The following is a 20490-nucleotide window of genomic DNA, read 5'->3' as shown; positions in this document are numbered from 1 at the left end:
AAACTAAGATGCATTGCATCAAGTTATTAGGCGATAAACTCCGTGCGAGAAACTTTCAAAGCCAAGTGAATGAGATCCATGCACGCGTAGCCGTATTAAATAAATTTACAGAATTAGGCAGACTTCATACCCAAGTTGTAACCTAAATTTTAGCAACTTAGGAAAACTCTGCCGTCAAAGGCTTTATGCAACAAAGCCGAGCTCTACTATAAAAATAATCAAGCTCAAAATAATCTTTAGTCTTAATTCATTATAAAAGTGGCAGTAAAAATATTGACCTTAGACTAACTCCATAGTTTTAAATCAAAATGACTATATTGGAGAGCTGAGTATGCAAAGGCTATTAGAACAGACGCCGATTTTAGATTATTACCATCCATCGATTCAAAATTTGATTGAACAACGCAAATGGAGAGATCTTGATGAAGTTAATAAGGTGAGGAATATTTATAACTTTGTTCGTGATGAAGTTCAATTTGGCTATAACACGGGAGATACGATACAGGCATCTCAAGTCTTAAGCGACGGTTATGGTCAGTGTAATACCAAAGCAACGTTATTGATGGCGTTACTTCGAGCGGTGGGTGTAGCCACTCGGATACATGGGTTTACCATCGATAAAGCCTTACAAAAAGGTGCAATCAAAGGCATTTGGTATAAGTTATCGCCCAAGAATATTTTACATAGTTGGGTCGAAGTTCATGTGAATGGACAATGGTATATTTTGGAGGGTGTAATTCTTGATCGACTTTATCTAGAAAAATTACAAAGTATAAATAAGCATCAAACAAAAACTTTTTGTGGTTTTGGGGTATTTACCGAGAGTTTTGGAAATCCACCTATTGATTGGAATTTGAATGATACTTTTATTCAAGACAAGGGGATTAATCAAGATTTCGGTTTATTTGATAGCCCAGATGATTTTTATAATATGCACCAACAAGAACTTAGTCCGATACAACGTATGGTTTTTAAATATGTAGTCAGACACTTAATGAATCAAAATGTCAATAAAATTAGAAATATACAAAAAGCCTCTTTATGAGGCTTTTTGTTCGGCCATAGAAATAGCTTAACTTATAATTGAAGTTAAAGTATGACTGACTATGATAAGCATTACTCTAAAGTAATTTTGCTCCATGACTCATATAGTTTAACTGCGGAAGAAAAATCGCTGTCTGCTTCAGATAAATCACTGGCAGTTTGAATTAAACTTTGAGCCAGTCCAATCACAGGTGCGGATAGTTTTGCTTCGCGGACTAAATCAACGGCAATGCCCGTATCTTTTGCTAATAGAGGGAGTGCAAAAGTAAGCGGGAAGCTGCGGTTCAGAATGCGCTGTGGTAAAACAGTTTCAGTTACGCCACTTTTACCACTCGACGCATTAATGCAATCTAATGCTTCATTTAAGTTTACGCCATGGGCTTTTAGGATGGTAAACCCTTCGGCAACAGCACAGAGGTTCACAGCCAAAAGCATATTGTTTACGGCTTTAACTGCAAAACCAGCACCCGATTCGCCCACGTGTTTAATCAGTTTACCAAACGCTTGAATAGCTGGTAGTGCGCGTTCAAAAGCAGCTGTATCACCACCGATCATAACCGTAAGGGTTGCATTATCAGCGCCAATAGTTTGACCACTCACAGGTGCATCTAAAAAGTCCACACCATGTTGTTTAAGTTGTTCAGCTACTTTTTTTGCAGAAGAGGGTACACCGCTGGTGCAATCGACCCAAATACTGCCTGCTTTAAGCTCAACTTGCGCAAGTAAGTCTTCAATATCTTGACTGGTTGGAAGGCAAGAGAAGACTACATCGGCCTGAACGGCTTGCGCAAGTTCCACTGCCTGCGTGCCATAGGCTTCTGCATGTTGTTTTGCTTTATCAAAATTGCGATTCCATACCCACACGTGTTCAAAGTGTTTAGGTAAGTGTGATGCCATGCGATAACCCATGGCGCCTAGACCGATAAATGCAACTGACTGAATCATGTCAAACCTTAGTATTTAAATTTTACTTGAACGTTCACTTAACCACTGAGCCAGTTGTGGCCAAAATTCATCGGCACTACGCTTACTCGACATCAGTCCTAAATGTCCCCCTGGGATAAGAGTAAACGTGACATCGGTGCTACTTGTCAATTGGGTTAATGGTTGAGCTGCCTCTGCTGTAACAAGTTGGTCTGTTGTGCCCGCAGCCACAAGCAATGAGCACTGTATATTTTTTAAAGCAATGCTTTTCTCATTTAATGTGATTAGTCCAGTTTTGAGTGGATTACGCAGCCAAACATTAAAAAGCATGTCTTGGTTGATGCCGCCGGGATAATCAATCATACGATTGAGAAAACCGCCGATGGTAGCATGCTCATACAAGGTTTCATGGTCATCTAAATTAAGCAGTAGATTCTTATGACTTTGAAACCAGCCGATAGGATCAATGATTTTAAAACCAAAAGTATTTAACCCTCCAGAGGTATGTAGCAGACGCTTCGGTATTTTGCCCTGATAAATTTGTTGTTGTAATGCTTTGCTTTTTGAAATGATTCGATTGAGATATGCAAAGAACTGACCATTTCGCCCAGATTTATAACTGTCAATTGGACTCCCTAAAACCATTAAATTTTTCACAAAATTGGGTTGATGTAAGGCGGTATACAAGGTCACGAAAATGCCAGCCATACTCCACCCATGCAGAGAAATTTGCTCGCTGTGGCTATGTTTTAAAATGCTTTGTATACAGAGTGGAATATAATGATCAATAAACGTCAGAAAGTTAAAATGACGGTTATGAATATTTAATTTCCCCCAATCAATCACATATACGGCAAAGCCTTGCTGTTGGAAGTACTTCACCAGTGAGCGATAAGGATAAAGGTCATAAATAGACATATTGATGGCTAGCGGGACCACAAAAACTAAGGGTTCTTTATATTTACGCACTTCAGGCGCGTAATAGCGAATTTGGGTCAGATCAAATGTTTCAATCACTTCATAAGGTGTGCTTTGTGACAAAATGAGTGACTTTCCATTAAAAATGCGCGTAGAAAGATTCTTTAATTTATTTTGATGCGTTGAAATTTTAGTTTTTAAAGAGTGCATATAGGTCTTAGATCTCAAATAAGCAGAAAGTTTGATCGAAGTCTAATCAATATTCGCGTATTTTACCTTGACCTTAAATAGCCTAGACGCTCAAAATGTTGGCAATTCTTTACAAAGGCAGTCTGTCGACTGAACCAGAGCCATGAGCCTACAAGACGAATTTGAATACCAATTAGATACCTTAGCCATTCGTACTGGGCATACGCGTAGTTTCGAGGGAGAACATGGCGAACCTATCTTTCTAACTTCATCATTTGTCTATGAAAATGCAGCAGAGGCCGCAGCAAAATTTTCAGGTCAAGAGCCAGGGAACATCTACTCGCGTTTTACCAACCCAACTGTTGCGATGTTTGAAAAACGCCTTGCAGCTTTAGAAGGTGCTGAACGTGCAGTGGCAACCAGTTCGGGTATGGCCGCAATTATGGCCGTGGCAATGTCATTTTTAAAACTAGGCGATCATGTGATTTGTTCACGTGCGGTATTCGGTTCGACCGTATCTTTGTTTGAAAAATATGTGGCTAAGTTTGGTGTAACTGTCGACTTTGTCGATTTAACAGATTTAGATGCATGGAAAAATGCCGTTAAGCCTGAAACTAAATTACTTTTTGTTGAGTCTCCGTCAAATCCTTTGGCTGAAGTGGCAGACATTCAAGCACTTGCTGATATCGCACATGCCAATGGCGCACTTTTAGCAATTGATAATAGTTTCTGTACGCCAGTATTACAACGTCCAATTGAGTTTGGTGCGGACTTGGTGATTTATTCAGCGACGAAGTATTTGGATGGTCAAGGTCGTGCTCTTGGTGGTGCAGTAGTGGGTAGTCATAAACTACTCGAAGAAGTGTTTGGTTATGTGCGTACTACAGGGCCTTCAATGAGTCCTTTCAATGCATGGGTATTCTTAAAAGGCTTAGAGACTTTACGTTTACGTATGCGTGAGCATTCAGCAAGTGCGCAAAAGCTAGCAGAATTCTTAAATACACACCCGAAAGTCGAAAAAGTGTATTACGCAGGTTTACCAGAGCATATTGGGCATGAACTTGCAGCGAAGCAACAAACAGGCTTTGGTGGGATCGTTTCTTTTGAAGTGAAAGGCGAGCGCGAAGGGGCTTGGACTGTTATTGATAATACCCAATTTATTTCAATTACAGGCAACTTGGGCGATGCTAAATCGACCATTACCCATCCTGCAACGACTACCCATGGCAAACTTTCACCAGAAGCGAAACAATCCGCAGGAATTCGTGAAGGTTTAATTCGTGTTTCTGTTGGTTTAGAAGATATTGATGATATTATTCGCGATATCACACGTGGTTTAGACTTAATCTAATTTTTTAATTTTATGTTCGGAGATTTTAATGAACATTAATATGTTAATGCAGCAAGCTCAACGCATGCAAAAAGACATGGAAAGCAACATTAAAAAAGCTAAAGAAGAGCTTGCGCAAACTGAAGTGCATGCTGAAGCTGGTGGTGGTTTGGTTAAAGTGACGATGACTTGCCGTAATGTGGTAAAACGTATCGAAATCAATCCTGAATTATTGCAAGATGATGCAGATATGATTGAAGACTTAATTGCTGCGGCAATGAATGATGCTGCACGTCAGGCCGAAGTAATCACTGAAGAGCGGATGAAAGCTGCGAACTCAGGTGCAGGCTTACCACCGGGTCTTGCTGGTTTATTCTAATTAAGGAATACGTATAGTGTTTAGCGATCGTTTTGATCAATTGGTACAAGCTTTACGTATTTTGCCAAGTGTTGGGCCGAAATCGGCTCAGCGCATGGCGCTTCATCTGATTATGAAAAATCGTGAAGGTGCTGTGGGTCTTGCACATGCTTTAAACGAAGCCACCAGCTATATTCACGAATGCAGTTTGTGTCACTCACTGACTGAAAACGAAGTTTGTGATATTTGCATCTCGCATGAACGTGACGATCAACTACTTTGTGTGGTTGAGTCACCAGCAGACGTGATGGCGATTGAGCAAAGTGGCAGTTTCCGCGGTAAGTACCATGTATTGGGTGGGCATTTATCTCCACTTGACGGTGTTGGGCCTGAAGAGATCGGCATTCCTTATCTGATCCAGCGTTTGGGCGATGGTAAAGTAACGGAAGTGATTTTAGCGACCAATGCAACGGTAGAAGGTCAGGCCACAGCGCATTATTTGGTTGAGGCAACGAAACATTTACCGATCCAAATGACGCGCATTGCACAAGGTGTACCACAGGGTGGTGAACTTGAATATGTCGATAGTCATACCTTAAGCCAAGCTGTACATAATAGAATGCGAATGAAATAAGTATTTCGATACTTGTTTCATTTTTTAGTTGAGCTACAAGATTGAAATCTTGAGTAAGATAAAAAAAATATTAATTTGAATCTAGTTGTATAAAAAAATCACAAAAAACGGCAAATAATTAAAAAACCCTTAGAAATCTTGATAGCTAAATGATCTTATTCAGGTAAGATAGCCCAAAGAGCATCTAGCATTAGACGCAGTAGGATATGTTTCAGTTTATTCAGCAGCAACAAGACTTAACACCAGTCTTAGAAAAAATGGATCGTAACGAAGTCTATGGACTCGATACAGAATTCATCAAAGTCGACACCTTATGGCCGAAGTTAGGCGTATTTCAGATCAATGTCGAAAACAATGTCTATTTACTCGATGGTACGACACTCGATTTATCTGAATTTTGGAATAAACTTTTTCGCGCACAGCAAAATGTCTTTCATGCATGTAGTGAAGATATCGACCTGATTTATCACTATGCACAGCATAAAACCTTAAACAATGTATTTGATACCCAAGTGGGTATGTCTTTTTTAGGACATGGTCTACAAGTCAGCTATCAAAATGCATTGAAACAAATGTTGGATGTCGATATCGACAAAGGGGAAACGCGCTCTAACTGGTTGGCGCGTCCATTAAGCCCTGCACAATTGAGCTATGCGGCAAACGATGTACTGTACTTGATGAATCTCTCAGAAAAAGTTAAACAAGAACTAGATTCAAAGTCACTCTTAAATTTTGCACTTGAGGACTGTCAGCATCTGACGCAAGAGATCGCGACAGAAACGCCTTTGCATTTACTCTATCAAGATATTGGTAACTATCGACATTCACGTCGTCAGTTAATGCAGTTGCAGCAGTTGGCTGTATGGCGTGAACAGATGGTGAAAGCGCTAAATACACCACGTAGTTTCATTTTGAAAAACTCAAGCATGATTGATTTGGTTGAGAAAAATCCAAAAAATGCTTTTCAGTTATCGGGTGTAAAAGACATACGTCAAAACGTTGTCCGCGAGCACGGCAAAACCATTTTAGATTTGGTGAAGTTCTTGCCTGAGCAAGCGGATTGGCCACTACGTATGGCACGTCCGATCCGTCATTCTTCAAAAGATGTGGGGGAGAAGATTGATCACTTAATTCAAAATGTGGTCAATGAAACCAGCATTCCTAAAGAAGTGTTGATGCGCAAAAAGTGGATGAATGCACTGCATCAACATGTGGTTTTTCATAATAATGAGCAAGACTTGCCTGATTATTTATTAGGTTGGCGCTATGATTTGCTAACCCAACCTTTAATTCAACTCCTACGCCGTGATGAAAGCTATCTTTCGACGCAAATGAAAGTCATGGATTAATAATTAGTCAATTGGTCTGAAGTTTGAATATTTATACAAAATCACGACTGATGCGTTAATCATGACTAATGTCAGCTGCTTTTATTTGATGTATCCTGTGGCTTGAGTTATTTGAGTGCTGTTTTAGATATGCAATGTTCTATTTATAAATCAAGCAAAAAAGATGAAATGTATCTTTATATTGCTTGTCCAACTGAAGCTGATCAAGCCGCTGAAGATTTTAGCCCATTGAATGTTTTACCTGAAGCTGTTCGTGTTGCATTTGGTCGAGCGACTTTTGTGATGTCATTAGAGCTGAGTGAAGCGCGTAAATTGGCCCGTGTAAATGTATTGCATGTCATGGATTCGATTCAAACTCAAGGCTTCTTTCTACAAATGCCGCCAGAAGGATTAATCAATCCGAACGCTGCGGCACCAGAAGGCCTTCGTGGCGCATAAAGCATAATTCAGGAGTTGCACCGTGGATAGTTTTCTTTCAATGCTCGATTCAATTCCTGAAGACAGTATTGCTGTCACAGTTTACCTTTTGGGCAGTTTGCTAATTTTGTGGTGTTGGTATTCCATTGCTACACGCCTGCCGAAGCTGTTGGGTGGCATCACATGGATGATGATCTTTGCCATTTTATTGACGCCAACGGTTTCCGAAGGTCCAAACTCATCGATTGCACCGGCTATTTTTGGCTTGCTTTTCGGTGTGTTAACGAAAGAATCAGCACTCATTTGGTCAAATTTGTCACTGATTCTCTTTGTCATGGGTGTGGGGCTTGTGATCGGTTTCTTTTGGTCAAAATATGTGGCTAATAAAACCAAAGCAGTTGTCAGTAACAATCATTCACCGCTGTAATTAATAAAAATAAGGTTTAATCATGTCTGTTGAAACACAACAATTTACGGGTACAGATCAGTACATCGCTACCGATAGTTTAAAACTTGCTGTAAAAGCTGCACGTAGCTTACAAAAGCCTTTGTTGGTCAAAGGTGAGCCGGGTACGGGCAAAACTTTACTGGCTGAACAAGTGGCTGAAAGCTTAGGCTTAAAATTATTGACTTGGCACATCAAGTCAACCACAAAAGCCCAGCAAGGTTTATATGAGTATGATGCGGTTTCACGTCTACGTGACAGCCAACTGGGTGACGACCGTGTTTATGACATTAAAAACTATATTAAACCGGGTAAATTGTGGGAAGCGTTCACCAGTGAAGAGCGTTGTGTTTTATTGATTGATGAAATTGATAAGGCGGACATTGAGTTTCCAAATGACTTGTTGCATGAATTGGATAAGATGTCTTTCTATGTCTATGAGACGGGCGAAACTATTACTGCATCACAACGTCCTATTGTGATTATTACTTCAAATAATGAAAAAGAACTTCCTGATGCATTCTTGCGTCGTTGTTTCTTCCATTATATTGAATTTCCAGATTATGCAACTATGCGTGAAATTATTGATGTTCATTTTCCGCAAATTTCAACGGCATTGGTCAATGAAGCATTACAAGTTTTCTTCAAATTACGTCAAGTTCCGGGTCTAAAAAAACCACCATCAACTTCTGAATTGATTGACTGGTTAAGCTTGCTCATGGCTGATGATATGCCAGAAGATGTACTGCGTAATCATGATAAGTCTAAAGCCATTCCACCTTTATATGGCGCACTCATTAAAAACGAACAAGATGTACAGTTGCTTGAACGTTTAGCCTTCATGTCCCGTCGCTAAAGGAGAAACACGCATGTTTGTGCGCTTGTTTTATACCTTACGCAAATACGGTGTTCCCGTCTCGACGCGTGAACTAATCGATCTGAATGAAGCTGTTGCTTCAGGTTTGGTCTTCGCCGATCAAGAAGAGTTCTATCAACTCGCCAAAACCATTATGGTGAAAGATGAACGCTTCTTTGACAAATTTGACCGAGGGATGAAAGACTACTTTGATGGCATTTCAACTTTTGATTTAGATGATTTACTCAATAAAGTTCAAAAGTTACCGAAAGACTGGTTTGATTTGGAACTCTTAGAAAAGCATCTAAGCCCTGAGCAGCGTGAAGAATTAAAGAAAGCGGGTTCATTAGAAGAACTCATGAAAATGCTGGAAGAACGCTTACGTGAACAGCATAAGAAACATCAGGGTGGAAACAAGATGATCGGCACTGGAGGAACGTCTCCATTTGGTGCTTATGGTGATCATCCTGAAGGGGTGCGTATTGGTGGGCCAGGACGTAAACGTTCTGCTGTAAAAGTTTGGGAACAACGTAAATATCAGAATTTGGATGATGATCAAATTCTCGGGACGCGCCAAATGCAAATGGCATTGCGTCGTTTGCGTAAATTTGCCAGACAAGGTGCGGCTGAAGAGTTAGACATCGACGGTACAATTCGTGAAACAGCGAAGCAAGGCATACTCGATGTGCAGCTCGTGCCTGAACGTCGTAATCGTATTAAGGTGCTGATGTTGTTTGATGTGGGTGGATCAATGGATTCACACATTGCACAATGCGAAAAACTGTTTAGTGCGGCGAAAACTGAGTTTAAAACTTTAGAGTATTTCTATTTCCATAACTGTTTATATGACTATGTTTGGAAAGACAATGTACGCCGCTCAAGTACCCGTATGAATACGTGGGATTTATTCAATACCTATGGACGCGACTATCGTGTAATTGTGGTTGGAGATGCCTCTATGGCACCTTATGAACTCAATTCTGTGGGTGGTTCAGTTGAATATATGAATGATGAAGCAGGCAATGTCTGGCTACAGCGCTTACGCAATCATTTCGAAAAAACAGCATGGTTGAACCCAGAAGAAGACCGTTATTGGCATTACACTCATACGATTGGTTTGATTAAGCAAATTTTTGAAGACCATATGTACCCAATGACCCTCAAAGGCGTTGAGGATATGACTAAGTATTTAGCACGATAAAGCTGGAAAGAAAACACATTTTAAGAATAAGGATCATAAAAAATGGATCATCAAATTAATGGTATTGCTTTGCCTAATGAAGAGGGCTTTTTTGGGAAATATGGTGGTCAGTTTATTCCACCTCACTTAAAAGCGGCAATGGATGACATTAAAGTCGCTTACGAGCAAATTCGTGTAACAGAAGAATTTCAAACTGAACTTGCTGAACTGTTTGCACACTATGTTGGTCGTCCAAGTCCGTTGTTTTATGCAAAACGGTTATCTGAACAGTTGGGCGGGGCAAAGATCTATCTAAAGCGTGAAGACTTAAACCACACAGGCGCACATAAAATTAATCACTGTTTGGGTGAAGCGCTGCTTGCAAAATATATGGGTAAAACCAAAGTGATTGCAGAAACGGGTGCAGGTCAACACGGCGTTGCATTAGCAACAGCCTGTGCTTTGGTGGGGATTCCATGTGAAATTCATATGGGGCAGGTGGATATTGAAAAAGAACATCCCAATGTCGTCAAAATGAAAATCCTTGGAGCAACACTCATTTCAGTGACACGTGGTACTGCAACATTGAAAGATGCTGTGGACAGTGCTTTTGAAGAGTATTTAAAAGATCCAACCCATTATATCTATGCTATTGGTTCGGTTGTTGGGCCACATCCATTTCCAATGATGGTGCGCGACTTCCAGTCGATTATTGGTAAAGAAATTAAAGAACAAACCCATGAGCGCTTTGGTGCGAACCCAGATTATGTGGTTGCATGTGTCGGTGGCGGTTCAAATGCTATGGGGGCTTTTACCGCATTTTTGAACGATGCAGATGTGAAATTGATTGGTGTCGAACCAGCAGGTCATGGTCTAGATACCGACATGCACTCGGCAACCTTAACTTTAGGTAAACCAAGTCAGATTCATGGTATGGCCTGTTATGTACTTGAAAATGATCAGGGTGAACCGTTACCAGTACACTCGATTGCTTCAGGTCTAGATTATCCTGGCGTCGGGCCTCAGCACAGTCTGCTGAAAGACTTGGGTCGTGTCGAATATACCACTGCGACTGATCAAGAGTGCTTGGATGCGTTTATGAGGTTGTCACGTGTTGAAGGGATTGTCCCTGCACTTGAAAGTTCACATGCCGTAGCATGGGCGCTTCGTGAAGCTCCAAAGTTGGCCAAAGATATTAAAATTGTGGTGAATGTATCTGGTCGTGGCGACAAAGATGCAGACTATGTCGCTGCAAAATTAGGTCTGAACTAAGTTTTGAGCCTTTCATAGTTGTATAAAAAATCCCTGTTTAGAGCAGGGATTTTTTATATGATTTCGGCTTTATATTTTTATCATTAGTAGCCAATGCTGAGTATACGTTCATGATTGAACACGTAAAAATTAAAACTTAACCTGAAATATACTGTTGTAGTTGCTCAATCAGTTTCTTTTGATCATCCATTGCCGCTTTCACCAAGTCACCAATAGAAATGAGTCCCAATAATTTATCTTGCTCAACCACGGGCAAGTGACGTAGGTGGCGGTCTGTCATCAGGTCTAAACATTCTTCAACCGTAACTGCTGTTGTGACTGTCAGTACTTTGGCTGTCATAATTTCATTGACTGTGGTTTGCTTCGAACTACGTTCCATCAACATGACTTTGCGCATGTAGTCACGTTCGGACAATATGCCTACAACTCGTTCTTCGTGTGTGACCACAAGTGCACCAATGCCTTTATCTGCCATAAGTGAAATTGCTTCAAGAACAGTGGCTTCGGGACTGATGGTGTAGATTGCTTGATGTACTTTATCTTTTAATACTTGAGCAACATTGGTCATAGGGCATATCCTCGGTTGTGGTTATTGTTTTATATTTAAATTAGCGCGATTTAAAAAAAAAGCAAATACTTTACAGTCACAGCTCTCAATAAAATAACAAGTTAATTACGTCTTATTGTTCTTAATGAGCTTTAAGCTGGCGCTAGAATAGGGTCATTGAAGAAAAAGTGGCGCATTTGAGACGTACTGAGCTTCATGCGTTTTGTGCCGTTACATAGCGCTGGTGTGACTTTTAAACGTGACAGAGTAGGCAGTAATGCGCTCTGGAAATCCTGCGGCGTGATTTTTTTAGGAATATAGTTTGGCCAGTGCAATTGAGCGTATTGGTGTGCGTGTAAACCATTGAGCCAAAAAGGGAAAACATAGTCATCGTGATCTGAGGTCATCGCCCAGCCTTGCTGTTCAGTGTTGTAAAGCCCCCAAAGAATACCGCAGTACATCATGCCTCTTAGAATATTGATTTTTAAATATAATTGATTTGAAATCGGTTGTAGTTTCAAAATTTTGTACATAGCGTTATGTCATTAAGGAACATGACGCTATTTTAAATAATTAAGATGAAAGTTCAGTGTAAGCTTTGCATAACTATGTAAATAAATATGTCATATCAAAATGTTAGGCTCAAAAAAAAACGCCACCTAGGTGACGTTTTATTATGCTTTCATGGTGGCAAGCTGTTGCCAGTATTGTGCTTTCAGCGAGTCGCGTTCTACGCGGAAACCTTGATAATAAAGTTCTGCTAAAAACAGTGCTGCTTTACCGTGGCCAGCGCGTGCAACGCTTTCTAACTGTTGTACTGCTTCTACGAAGTTCATTTGTGATTGAATGGTGTTTACTGCATCCGCATACGCATGTTCTAAGTCATGATGAGAGATTTGTTGAATCATATTAAGCTCCTTATTCTAATTATGATCACTTAAAGGTAATTTTACCTTTAGATATAAATATCACGCTAATGTTAAATATTTATTACAAATTGCTGGAATTGTCAAATATATTGTCGAGTATTCTTCATCTTATTTTGTTTACATGATTAAACAATGAACAATCAAAAGATTGAATATGATAATAAAACAGGAAACTGTATTTTATAAGGAGAATAACATGACAAATACATTAGACGGTTTTGATTTTGATATGCCTCCAACTGTTTCTCAGATTGTAGCGTTGGCGCAATATCACCGAACACTATTAGATGAAGCAGTTTTCCATCAAGAAATTCATCTTGGGGATTTTTGTTTGGCACAACGTAAACGAGTTTATGATTTCACACGTCAGCTTGATGAAAATCAACGGGTTGATTTTTATGAAACATACAATGGGGAGCTAAGACGTATTGCAGATGACGATCCTGCACACCCTGCAGATGCAGAAAATGGTGTTGGGGCTTTCGCCATTATGATTGCATTGGGGGTAATTGCCTTGGTGCTCTATTTTGCAGTTATTCGTAGCATTGTTGGTTAGACTTTTGCTTTACAAACACTCTGACTTGCTGAAATTATGTCCTCTTTAGCATTAATGGGGGCATTTTTCAGCATTTCAACTTGTGATTATGCAATTCGCTACTTACACTAGTTTCACTAGAGGTAGGTTATGCATATTGCGATCCAAAAAATTCTTAAATTAAAATCACAGATTACGCTTGTACAAATTTATAATGGTCTGATGGTATTGATCATTATGCTTATTGTCATTTTATCGAGTATTGCTTTATCTCGGCCCATTTCTCCAAGCCAATTTGAAAATGTAAGTCGCTTATCTCATCAAGCGACTTTTCCAGAAACACAAGAGATGGCTCAAGATCTAGTTTTGGAAAACCAGATTTCCTATATTGATTATTTTAGATTAATGCAGGCTCATCAGTTTGAGCAGAATCGGGCGAAGCAGCTTCCGGCATTGGCTCCGGAGGTTCAATAATCGCAGGAATTTGATCAGGATGAGGTATGCTTTGCTTAATATTCGGGTCAAGATTCAATTCTAGAATATGTCGAAGTTGCTCTTTATCTAAAGCATTACTGACAATCACAAGGGTAAGACTTTCAGGGTGAATGTGTTTACGTATTGCATTTTGGACATCTAAAGGCGTGATCGCAGCTAAACGTTTTGGGTAGTCTGCTAAATAATTCGCATCTTGCCGATAAAACCCTATAGAGCCCAGTTGTGCATTGATGTTTGCATTGCTGCTATAGCTGTTAGGTAAACTGCGTAACATACCAGCTTTGGTTTCTTCTAACTGCTGTGCATCAATTGGTAGATGGACAAAGTCAACTAGGGCTTTATGCGCCACTTGTATGCTGTCCATGAGCTGATCTTGCTGGGTTGAATAACTTAGACTAAAACTTCCAGCCGCTTGGCTAAATGTAAATGCACTGTTTGCTCCATAGGTGTATCCACGTTTAACACGTAGTTCTTTCATTAAAATGGAGCTAAATCCCCCCCCACCCAACATACGGTTAGCCAGTTCGAGTGCTAAACGATCCGGATCATCCCGCGTGGTTGATAGATGTCCCATGGTGACATGGGCTTGAGTTGAATTAAACAGAATGTGTTGAATATCAAAGTTAGGTTTATCTTGTGGTATAGCAAGTGGCTTTGCTGCTTCACCTTGTGGGATGGCTGCACTTATTCGTTCAGCCAGTTTCTGTGCTTGTTTCACACTGAGTTGGCCTGTCAGTGCAATATTCATATTTTGACTAACCAAAAACTCATCTCTGAATTTTTTTAAGTGCTGAGTCGTAATTTTTTTAATACTGCCATTGGTGCCTGTAATCGGTTCCGCATAAGGGTGCGAACCGTAGAGCGCGCGATAAAAGCGAATACTCATCAATCGACTCGGACTTTCTTTCAATTGCTTCTGACCCACTTGGGTATTGCTCACCATCAAACTAATACTGTTATTTTTAAAAGTAGAGTCTTTTAATACTTCAAGCATCGTACTTACCGCAGCATCTAGTTTTTTAGGGTCAGACAACGAACGCAGTCGAACCACAAACATGTCACGGTGTGCAGCTACACTAAAACGAGCCCCGACTTGTTCAAAGGCATTCGCGATTTCAACTGCATTATGTTGCGTGGTGCCTTCATCGATGAGTTGTGCCGCCATATTGGCAACACCATATAGGCCTTTTTCTACTTCTATATCTCGTGCAGAGCCTGCATTAAAGGTAAGTTGAATATCCACCATAGGTAAGGCGGGTGACTCAACAAATAGACTTCGAACTTTGTATTTGTTTTTAAGTTCGTGTACATGTGGTGCTGTATAAAAGTCGCTGGCTTGAACTTGTTTTAAGCTTTGTAGAGAAGCAACAGACTGTAATGTACGTGGGTCATCATTGCTAATACTGCTTGTACTTACATCTGCAATTACATTGGTAGTGCAAAAGGTAGACATGGTAATAAATAATAGGTGAAAGATGGTCTTTTGATTTTTCATTATTTTGTGGCCTTCTTTTCTGGTTGAAGGTACAACGTACTTAAGTTATTACGAACAAAAGCAGTTTGAGCAACGTGCTGAATATCTTCAGGTGTAACCGCTTCAAAATGCTGTGGAAGCTGATCCATCAGTCGATAATTCAAGCCATTCACGGCTAAGTTTCCAATCATCTTTGCTTGCCCGATAATGTCATCTTGACCATAAATTAAGTTTGCAACGAAGCGTGTACTTATCCGTTCTAGCTCTTGTGGTTGAACAAGTTCTGTTTGGAGTCGCTCAATTTCATGTTCAATGGCTTTTTGTAGTTCGGGAAGTTCCACGCCAGTGACAGGAAGTGCAGAGATACTAAATAGACTATCTCCACGGTTATAAGGGTCATAACTGACACTCAGTGCGGTCGCTAATTTTTTGTCGCGTACAAGGCGCTGTTGTAATCGAGAGCTGATCCCGCTATCTAACAAGCTTCGAATAAGTGTGAGTGCATAAACATCTTCTGGATTGCTTGCTGTTGCAAGCGATTTCACATTCCAAGCCATATATAAATTTGGCACTTCAACATTGGTATTTTGTTCCATGTGACGGTAACCAATGTTCTCAAACTCAGTCACATCATTGCGTACAGGTGTTGGATGACTTTTGATGTCGCCAAAGTATTTTTGAACTTGTCTGAGGGCGGATTCTGCATTGACATCACCCACAATCACCAAGATCGCATTGTTTGGGCTATACCATTTTTGATACCACTGCTTCACGTCATCTAGACTGATGTTTTGCAAGTGTTTCATGTGCCCAATGACGGGTTGACGATAGTGACTTGTGGGATACGAAATCCATTTGAAACGTTCGAAAGCGAGTGAGCGTGGGTTGTCATCGGTACGCAGGCGTCTCTCCTCCATCACCACTTTAATTTCAGGGTCAAAGTCTTGTTTCCGTAGTAAGAGATTGCGCATACGATCTGCTTCAAGCTCTAGAGCCATCGGGAAGTAAGTTTTAGGATAAAGCTGATAGTAATTGGTGTAATTGGTAAATGTTGCTGCATTTACTGTGCCGCCATAGATTCGGCTTAAGCGACTGAATTCGTCATTGGGAACTTTGGATGTGCCTTTAAACATCATATGTTCCAGTACATGCGAAATACCCGTTATATTTCCAGACTCATCGGTGCTGCCAACTTTATACCAAATTTGGGTCATGACCATTGGGGAGCGGTGATCTTCACGGATAATCACCTGCAAGCCATTGCTTAAAGTAGTTTCAAAACTACTGCGGGTAAGTTCACTGCGTATTTGTGCATGGGTAGTTATAGGTAAACAAAGTAGAGTTAAACCCAGTGCAACTAAACTTTTTTTATAAGAATGCGTGACTAATAAGTGATGCATATAAAATTTGGGCTCAGGTTGAAGTGAAGTTAAAGCATTTCAATAAATAACCATTCTTAAGAAAAATGCGAAGTAGATCAAGCGCCAGAAGTATTGATTTGTTAAGTGTTTACATAAAGTATTGTTGCTAAGCGAAAGCCTATCTTTTATGGTAGAATCCGTCTTTTTTAACGCAGTGCTTTTCAAGGATTCGGCATGCAACAGCAATCTAATGAGCAGAACAAATTTTTGATTGATGCTGATATCGGGGATGACGATGTCACACTACCAAGTTTACCTGTGGTCAATGTGCCAATCGTTGAAACAAAAGAGCAAACAGTTGTTAGTCCAGTTGTGGTTGCTGAAACAAGTACAGAAGAAGCAGATGCATCTGTAAAAGGCGGTTTCTTTAGCCGCATGAAAGAAGGGTTAACCAAAACCCGTAAAAACCTTGCCGATGGTATGGTCAATATTTTGATCGGCGGTAAGGAAATTGATGATGAACTACTTGAAGAAGTTGAAGAGCAGCTTCTAGTAGCCGACATCGGTGTAGATGCAACGAAAACCATTATTGCTAACTTGACTGAACGTACTGCACGTGGCGATTTAATTTACTCGCACTCATTATATAAAGCACTTCAGGAAGAGTTGGTGGCTTTACTAGCACCACGTGTGAAACCTTTACATATCGATCCGAACAAAACGCCTTATGTGATTTTAGTGGTGGGTGTAAACGGTGTGGGTAAAACTACAACCATTGGTAAATTGGCAAAACGTTTACAAGGTGAAGGCAAGAAAGTGATGCTTGCTGCGGGAGATACTTTCCGTGCGGCAGCGACTGAGCAGCTTCAAATTTGGGGTGAGCGTAATAATATTGCCGTAGTAGCCCAAGGCCATGGTGCTGACAGCGCTTCCGTAATTTTCGATGCGTTTGAAAGTGCGCGTGCGAAAGGTGTTGATGTCTTGATCGCAGATACCGCAGGTCGTTTACATAACAAAGGTCATCTCATGCAAGAGTTGACCAAAGTAAAACGTGTTATGCAAAAAATCGATGCGACCGCGCCACACGAAATTATGTTGGTGGTCGATGCAGGAACGGGTCAAAATGCGATTAATCAAGTAGAAATGTTTGATGAGGCAGTTGGCTTGACAGGCCTGACGATTACTAAACTCGATGGCACTGCGAAAGGTGGTGTACTATTTAATATTGCTAGTCGTACGCATGTTCCAATTCGCTTCATTGGTGTTGGTGAGAAAATTGACGATTTACGTCCTTTCTCTGCAAAATCCTTTGTTGCTGCTTTGTTCGAAACAGAGAAATAAGACTCAACAATACTGTTTTTAAAGTGTTAGATCAGTCACATAAACTCCGCTTAATGCGGAGTTTATTTTTTGATTCAATTTGTTTGTTTTAAAAACAAACATTTAGAAATCACGTAATGAATATAAGTGATTCTCCTGCGATTACACTAGTACCTAACACAATAGGCATCACTGTACATTTTGGGGAACACGGTATGGCTTTATTACATAAAATTGGACAAGTTCTAACAACGGATTTAACCAAAGACTTAAAATTTAAAAAAAATCACGAAGAAGACCTAAAACAAACCACATTTATCGATCAACTAAAAAAGCGACGTAGTATTTATGTTTTAGGGAAGCGTGTACATTTAAGTCAGGTGTATTTAGCTGAATTGATCCAAGAGGCTGTGCGAAGTTGTCCTTCGGCACATAATTCACAAAGTACTTGTATTGTGATTTTAATGGGCGATTCACATCATCACTTTTGGAATGTCGTAAAAGAAGTGCAGCGCAAGTTAGTCCCCGCGCATATTTTTGCTGGTGCAGAATTGAAGGTTGATCAATGCTCGGCAGGATTTGGTACAGTTCTATTCTATGAAGATCAGCAGATCATTCAAAAATTACAAAAGAAAATTCCTTTTGATGCGGCAGAATTTCCAGTTTGGTCAGAGCAAGTTTCAGGTATGGCCCAATATGCTGTATGGACTTGTTTAGCAGATGCAGGTTTGGGTGCGTCATTACAACATTATAACCCGAGTATTGATGCTGATATCTCCAAGGTTTTTGAGATTCCAAAACATTGGCTGTTACGTGCGCAATTAGTCTTTGGTTCGATAGAGGAAAAAGCCGCTGAAAAAGAACATTATAAAGATGAAGAGCGCTTTATGATCTATGCATAATGACATGAGATAATCTTTAGTTATTTCTAAATCAAGTTTTGTAATGTTATGGCATATTGTTCTATTTTTAAGACACTATGTCGCTGAATTAAGCATGTTCAAATTTGAAATTATAGCTATGATGAGTATGAATCTGCATATAACAAGATCGTGAGATCCCTGAGGAAAATAACATGTCATTTTTAGACCACATCAAACAACGTCGTACCATTTATGCTGTTGGTAAAAATGTAGCATTAACACCAGAACAAATTGAATCTGTAATTAAAGAAGCGGTAAATCACAGTCCTTCTGCATTTAACTCACAGACTTCTCGTATTGTGACTTTGTTTGGTGAGTCGCATTTGCAGTTTTGGAATGTGGTGCGTGAAACTTTACGTAAAATTGTTCCAGAAGCTGCTTTTGAAGGTACAAATACCAAAATTAATAGCTTTGCTGCAGGCTATGGTACGGTTTTATTTTATGAAGACCAAGACGTTGTAAAATCATTGCAGGAACAATTTGCGCTTTATGCAGATAATTTCCCAGTTTGGTCTGAACATTCTTCTGCAATTGCTCAATTTTCCGTATGGACTGCGTTATCTGAACAAAATATTGGTGCGTCATTACAGCATTACAATCCAATCGTAGATGCTGAGATTGCAGAGATCTTCGATATCCCTGCGAATTGGAAACTTCGTGCACAACTTGTTTTTGGTTCGATTGAAGCACCTGCGGGTGAGAAAACATTTATGGCGGAAGCGGACCGCTTTAAAACATTCAATTAATAACTGGTTTTTAAAATGAGAAAGAGCAGAGTAAGTCTGCTCTTTTTTTTGTTTAGAGATTTATCTTTAAAATATCAAAGCTTAGCACTATATATTGTAGTGCTGAGTTAGTTCTAAGCTCAGAAATTGTCATAAAATTGTCATTTATACACTGCATAGTGCAACTAAACTTTAATAAACCATCGATAGAGTGTAAAAATGACCTTACGCATAACCCTTGCAACAGCAGCATTGATGTTGAGTACTTCAGTATTTTCAGCAGTGACTATTACTGCTCCAGAGGAAATAAAAATTGAAGGCTTAAATGGGCAAGAGGTTAAGAGTCGTTTATTCAGTTCTGACAATAAATATAAGATTGATGCTGGTGAAAATATTATCAGTGTTCGCTACACCCAGTTTTTTGAAGAGCATCCAGGTATTGGCTCCCACGACATCGTTCGCTCAGGGATTGTAAATATTAAGACCCCAATTTTACAAGACCAACAGTCTTACCGTTTGGCACTGATCAATCCTCCGCAAAACCATGATGATGCCAAAGCTTATGCCAAGCAGCCGATCTTTGGTCTCTACAATGCCAAAAATCAGTTACTGGTTGAGCAAAAGGGTAGTAAAACTCAGAATACAGGCATTCTTCAAAATTTATTTAGCGATGCACCAACCGATCTAACTCAAAAAGCAACTACAGTGGTACAACCTGCACCAGTCTATACGTCACAAGCTGTTGTTGCGAAAGCTGGGTCAGAGAAACAAAAAGATTTAACAAGTTCTGGCAATGCTCAACAATTAATTAATACTTGGAAAAGTGCATCTAAATCTGAACGCCAAGCGTTTATGGCTTGGCTTGCTGAACAAGCACAGTAGCTGGTACATTCTAAAAAAACAGCGTTAGCTGTTTTTTTTATTTAGATAGCGCATTTATATGGTGGATAACTTGATGGTATTGGCTATAATTTAATCTAAAACGTTTATTTTGATTTAAAAATAACCGGTCGGGTGGATTTTTTAAATTATTTATTTAAATGCACTTGCGCTGCAAATAAAACTGTATAGAATACGCAGCACACCAACGCAATGTAGTGAATAACTTAGGGCGAAGGTCTTGCTGATGACGAATCAGCAAGAAGATCATTAAGAGATTATGAAGAACAACTTGTGTGGATTTTTACTGATTGATCGATCGAAAATATTTCATTGATTGAATGGTAAGAATTACTCGAAGTTTATTTGAGAAATATTTGTCAGAA

General features: G+C 39.8%; 22 protein-coding genes and 1 pseudogene. 16 read left to right on the top strand and 7 right to left on the bottom strand.

The genetic code is table 11. The annotated features are described in order from the left end of the window. Both JZ787_RS17770 and JZ787_RS17765 read left to right on the top strand, forming a co-directional pair. A pseudogene (locus JZ787_RS17770) lies at nt 1–146 on the top strand (IS5/IS1182 family transposase); the annotation flags it as partial. A gap of 185 nt (nt 147–331) precedes the next feature. Continuing rightward, the gene (locus JZ787_RS17765) at nt 332–1045 is read left to right on the top strand and encodes a transglutaminase family protein (protein WP_346313012.1); all 714 of its coding nucleotides are present in this window, start codon (nt 332–334) and stop codon (nt 1043–1045) included. A gap of 71 nt (nt 1046–1116) precedes the next feature. On the opposite strand, the gene JZ787_RS17760 is transcribed toward JZ787_RS17765, so the two are convergent. Continuing rightward, a complete protein-coding gene (locus JZ787_RS17760) occupies nt 1117–1989 on the bottom strand; it encodes an NAD(P)-dependent oxidoreductase (protein ID WP_346313011.1) in 873 nt (290 codons plus the stop codon). A gap of 15 nt (nt 1990–2004) precedes the next feature. Then, entirely contained in the window at nt 2005–3096 is a 1092-nt protein-coding gene (locus JZ787_RS17755; protein ID WP_346313010.1) for an alpha/beta fold hydrolase, read from the bottom strand. A 142-nt stretch (nt 3097–3238) separates the two neighbouring features. Between JZ787_RS17755 and JZ787_RS17750 the strand changes: the two genes are divergently transcribed. From JZ787_RS17750 to trpB, 9 genes are all read left to right on the top strand, one after another. Then, on the top strand, nt 3239–4426 hold the full coding sequence (locus JZ787_RS17750; RefSeq protein WP_346313009.1) for an O-succinylhomoserine sulfhydrylase: 1188 nt from the start codon (nt 3239–3241) through the stop codon (nt 4424–4426). A 28-nt stretch (nt 4427–4454) separates the two neighbouring features. After that, nucleotides 4455–4784 carry a YbaB/EbfC family nucleoid-associated protein gene (locus JZ787_RS17745; RefSeq protein ID WP_004697049.1) on the top strand — a complete coding sequence of 110 codons (330 nt, stop codon included), beginning with the start codon at nt 4455–4457 and terminating at the stop codon, nt 4782–4784. 16 nt (nt 4785–4800) lie between these two features. Further along, the gene (gene recR / locus JZ787_RS17740) at nt 4801–5397 is read left to right on the top strand and encodes a recombination mediator RecR (RefSeq protein ID WP_005401228.1); all 597 of its coding nucleotides are present in this window, start codon (nt 4801–4803) and stop codon (nt 5395–5397) included. A 206-nt stretch (nt 5398–5603) separates the two neighbouring features. Further along, nucleotides 5604–6746, top strand: a complete 1143-nt coding sequence (locus JZ787_RS17735) for an HRDC domain-containing protein (protein WP_346313008.1) — start codon at nt 5604–5606, stop codon at nt 6744–6746. A gap of 129 nt (nt 6747–6875) precedes the next feature. Then, a complete protein-coding gene (locus JZ787_RS17730) occupies nt 6876–7184 on the top strand; it encodes a YcgL domain-containing protein (RefSeq protein WP_004984643.1) in 309 nt (102 codons plus the stop codon). A 22-nt stretch (nt 7185–7206) separates the two neighbouring features. Beyond that, nucleotides 7207–7590, top strand: a complete 384-nt coding sequence (locus JZ787_RS17725) for a hypothetical protein (protein WP_004697064.1) — start codon at nt 7207–7209, stop codon at nt 7588–7590. Between the two features lie 22 nt (nt 7591–7612). Beyond that, complete coding sequence (locus JZ787_RS17720; protein WP_346313007.1) at nt 7613–8464, top strand: MoxR family ATPase; 852 nt, start codon at nt 7613–7615, stop codon at nt 8462–8464. A gap of 13 nt (nt 8465–8477) precedes the next feature. Beyond that, nucleotides 8478–9665 carry a VWA domain-containing protein gene (locus JZ787_RS17715; protein ID WP_005401232.1) on the top strand — a complete coding sequence of 396 codons (1188 nt, stop codon included), beginning with the start codon at nt 8478–8480 and terminating at the stop codon, nt 9663–9665. 42 nt (nt 9666–9707) lie between these two features. Further along, entirely contained in the window at nt 9708–10916 is a 1209-nt protein-coding gene (gene trpB / locus JZ787_RS17710) for a tryptophan synthase subunit beta (RefSeq protein ID WP_346313006.1), read from the top strand. Nucleotides 10917–11052: 136 nt separating this feature from the next. Here the strand turns inward: trpB and JZ787_RS17705 are convergent, their stop codons facing one another. The 3 genes from JZ787_RS17705 to JZ787_RS17695 all read right to left on the bottom strand — a co-directional run bounded on the left by JZ787_RS17705 (nt 11053) and on the right by JZ787_RS17695 (nt 12371). Then, nucleotides 11053–11484, bottom strand: coding sequence for a CBS domain-containing protein (locus tag JZ787_RS17705; protein ID WP_168159194.1), 432 nt, complete (start codon nt 11482–11484; stop codon nt 11053–11055). A 131-nt stretch (nt 11485–11615) separates the two neighbouring features. Continuing rightward, entirely contained in the window at nt 11616–11996 is a 381-nt protein-coding gene (locus JZ787_RS17700; protein WP_058869664.1) for a DUF2750 domain-containing protein, read from the bottom strand. 141 nt (nt 11997–12137) lie between these two features. Beyond that, entirely contained in the window at nt 12138–12371 is a 234-nt protein-coding gene (locus JZ787_RS17695) for a hypothetical protein (protein WP_004697075.1), read from the bottom strand. A gap of 217 nt (nt 12372–12588) precedes the next feature. Between JZ787_RS17695 and JZ787_RS17690 the strand changes: the two genes are divergently transcribed. After that, the gene (locus tag JZ787_RS17690) at nt 12589–12948 is read left to right on the top strand and encodes a hypothetical protein (RefSeq protein WP_004984633.1); all 360 of its coding nucleotides are present in this window, start codon (nt 12589–12591) and stop codon (nt 12946–12948) included. Nucleotides 12949–13324: 376 nt separating this feature from the next. On the opposite strand, the gene JZ787_RS17685 is transcribed toward JZ787_RS17690, so the two are convergent. Both JZ787_RS17685 and JZ787_RS17680 read right to left on the bottom strand, forming a co-directional pair. Continuing rightward, nucleotides 13325–14917 (bottom strand): pitrilysin family protein, encoded by a 1593-nt coding sequence (locus JZ787_RS17685; RefSeq protein WP_346313005.1) that lies wholly within the window; start codon nt 14915–14917, stop codon nt 13325–13327. Continuing rightward, nucleotides 14917–16296 (bottom strand): pitrilysin family protein, encoded by a 1380-nt coding sequence (locus JZ787_RS17680; protein WP_218288492.1) that lies wholly within the window; start codon nt 16294–16296, stop codon nt 14917–14919. The genes JZ787_RS17685 and JZ787_RS17680 overlap by 1 nt, the downstream gene beginning before the upstream one ends. A gap of 195 nt (nt 16297–16491) precedes the next feature. Between JZ787_RS17680 and ftsY the strand changes: the two genes are divergently transcribed. From ftsY to JZ787_RS17660, 4 genes are all read left to right on the top strand, one after another. After that, entirely contained in the window at nt 16492–17598 is a 1107-nt protein-coding gene (gene ftsY, locus JZ787_RS17675; protein WP_346313004.1) for a signal recognition particle-docking protein FtsY, read from the top strand. A gap of 194 nt (nt 17599–17792) precedes the next feature. Then, a complete protein-coding gene (locus JZ787_RS17670; protein ID WP_346313003.1) occupies nt 17793–18479 on the top strand; it encodes a nitroreductase family protein in 687 nt (228 codons plus the stop codon). 173 nt (nt 18480–18652) lie between these two features. After that, nucleotides 18653–19246 carry a nitroreductase family protein gene (locus JZ787_RS17665; protein WP_279688893.1) on the top strand — a complete coding sequence of 198 codons (594 nt, stop codon included), beginning with the start codon at nt 18653–18655 and terminating at the stop codon, nt 19244–19246. Nucleotides 19247–19444: 198 nt separating this feature from the next. Continuing rightward, entirely contained in the window at nt 19445–20107 is a 663-nt protein-coding gene (locus tag JZ787_RS17660) for a DUF2057 family protein (protein ID WP_346313002.1), read from the top strand. Nucleotides 20108–20490 lie beyond the last annotated feature (383 nt).

Origin of the sequence: Acinetobacter sp. BWR-L5, from assembly GCF_039655985.1 — a bacterium.
In the GTDB taxonomy this organism is placed as follows: Bacteria; Pseudomonadota; Gammaproteobacteria; order Pseudomonadales; family Moraxellaceae; genus Acinetobacter; species Acinetobacter johnsonii.
This window is presented reverse-complemented; position numbering and strand designations above follow the sequence as displayed.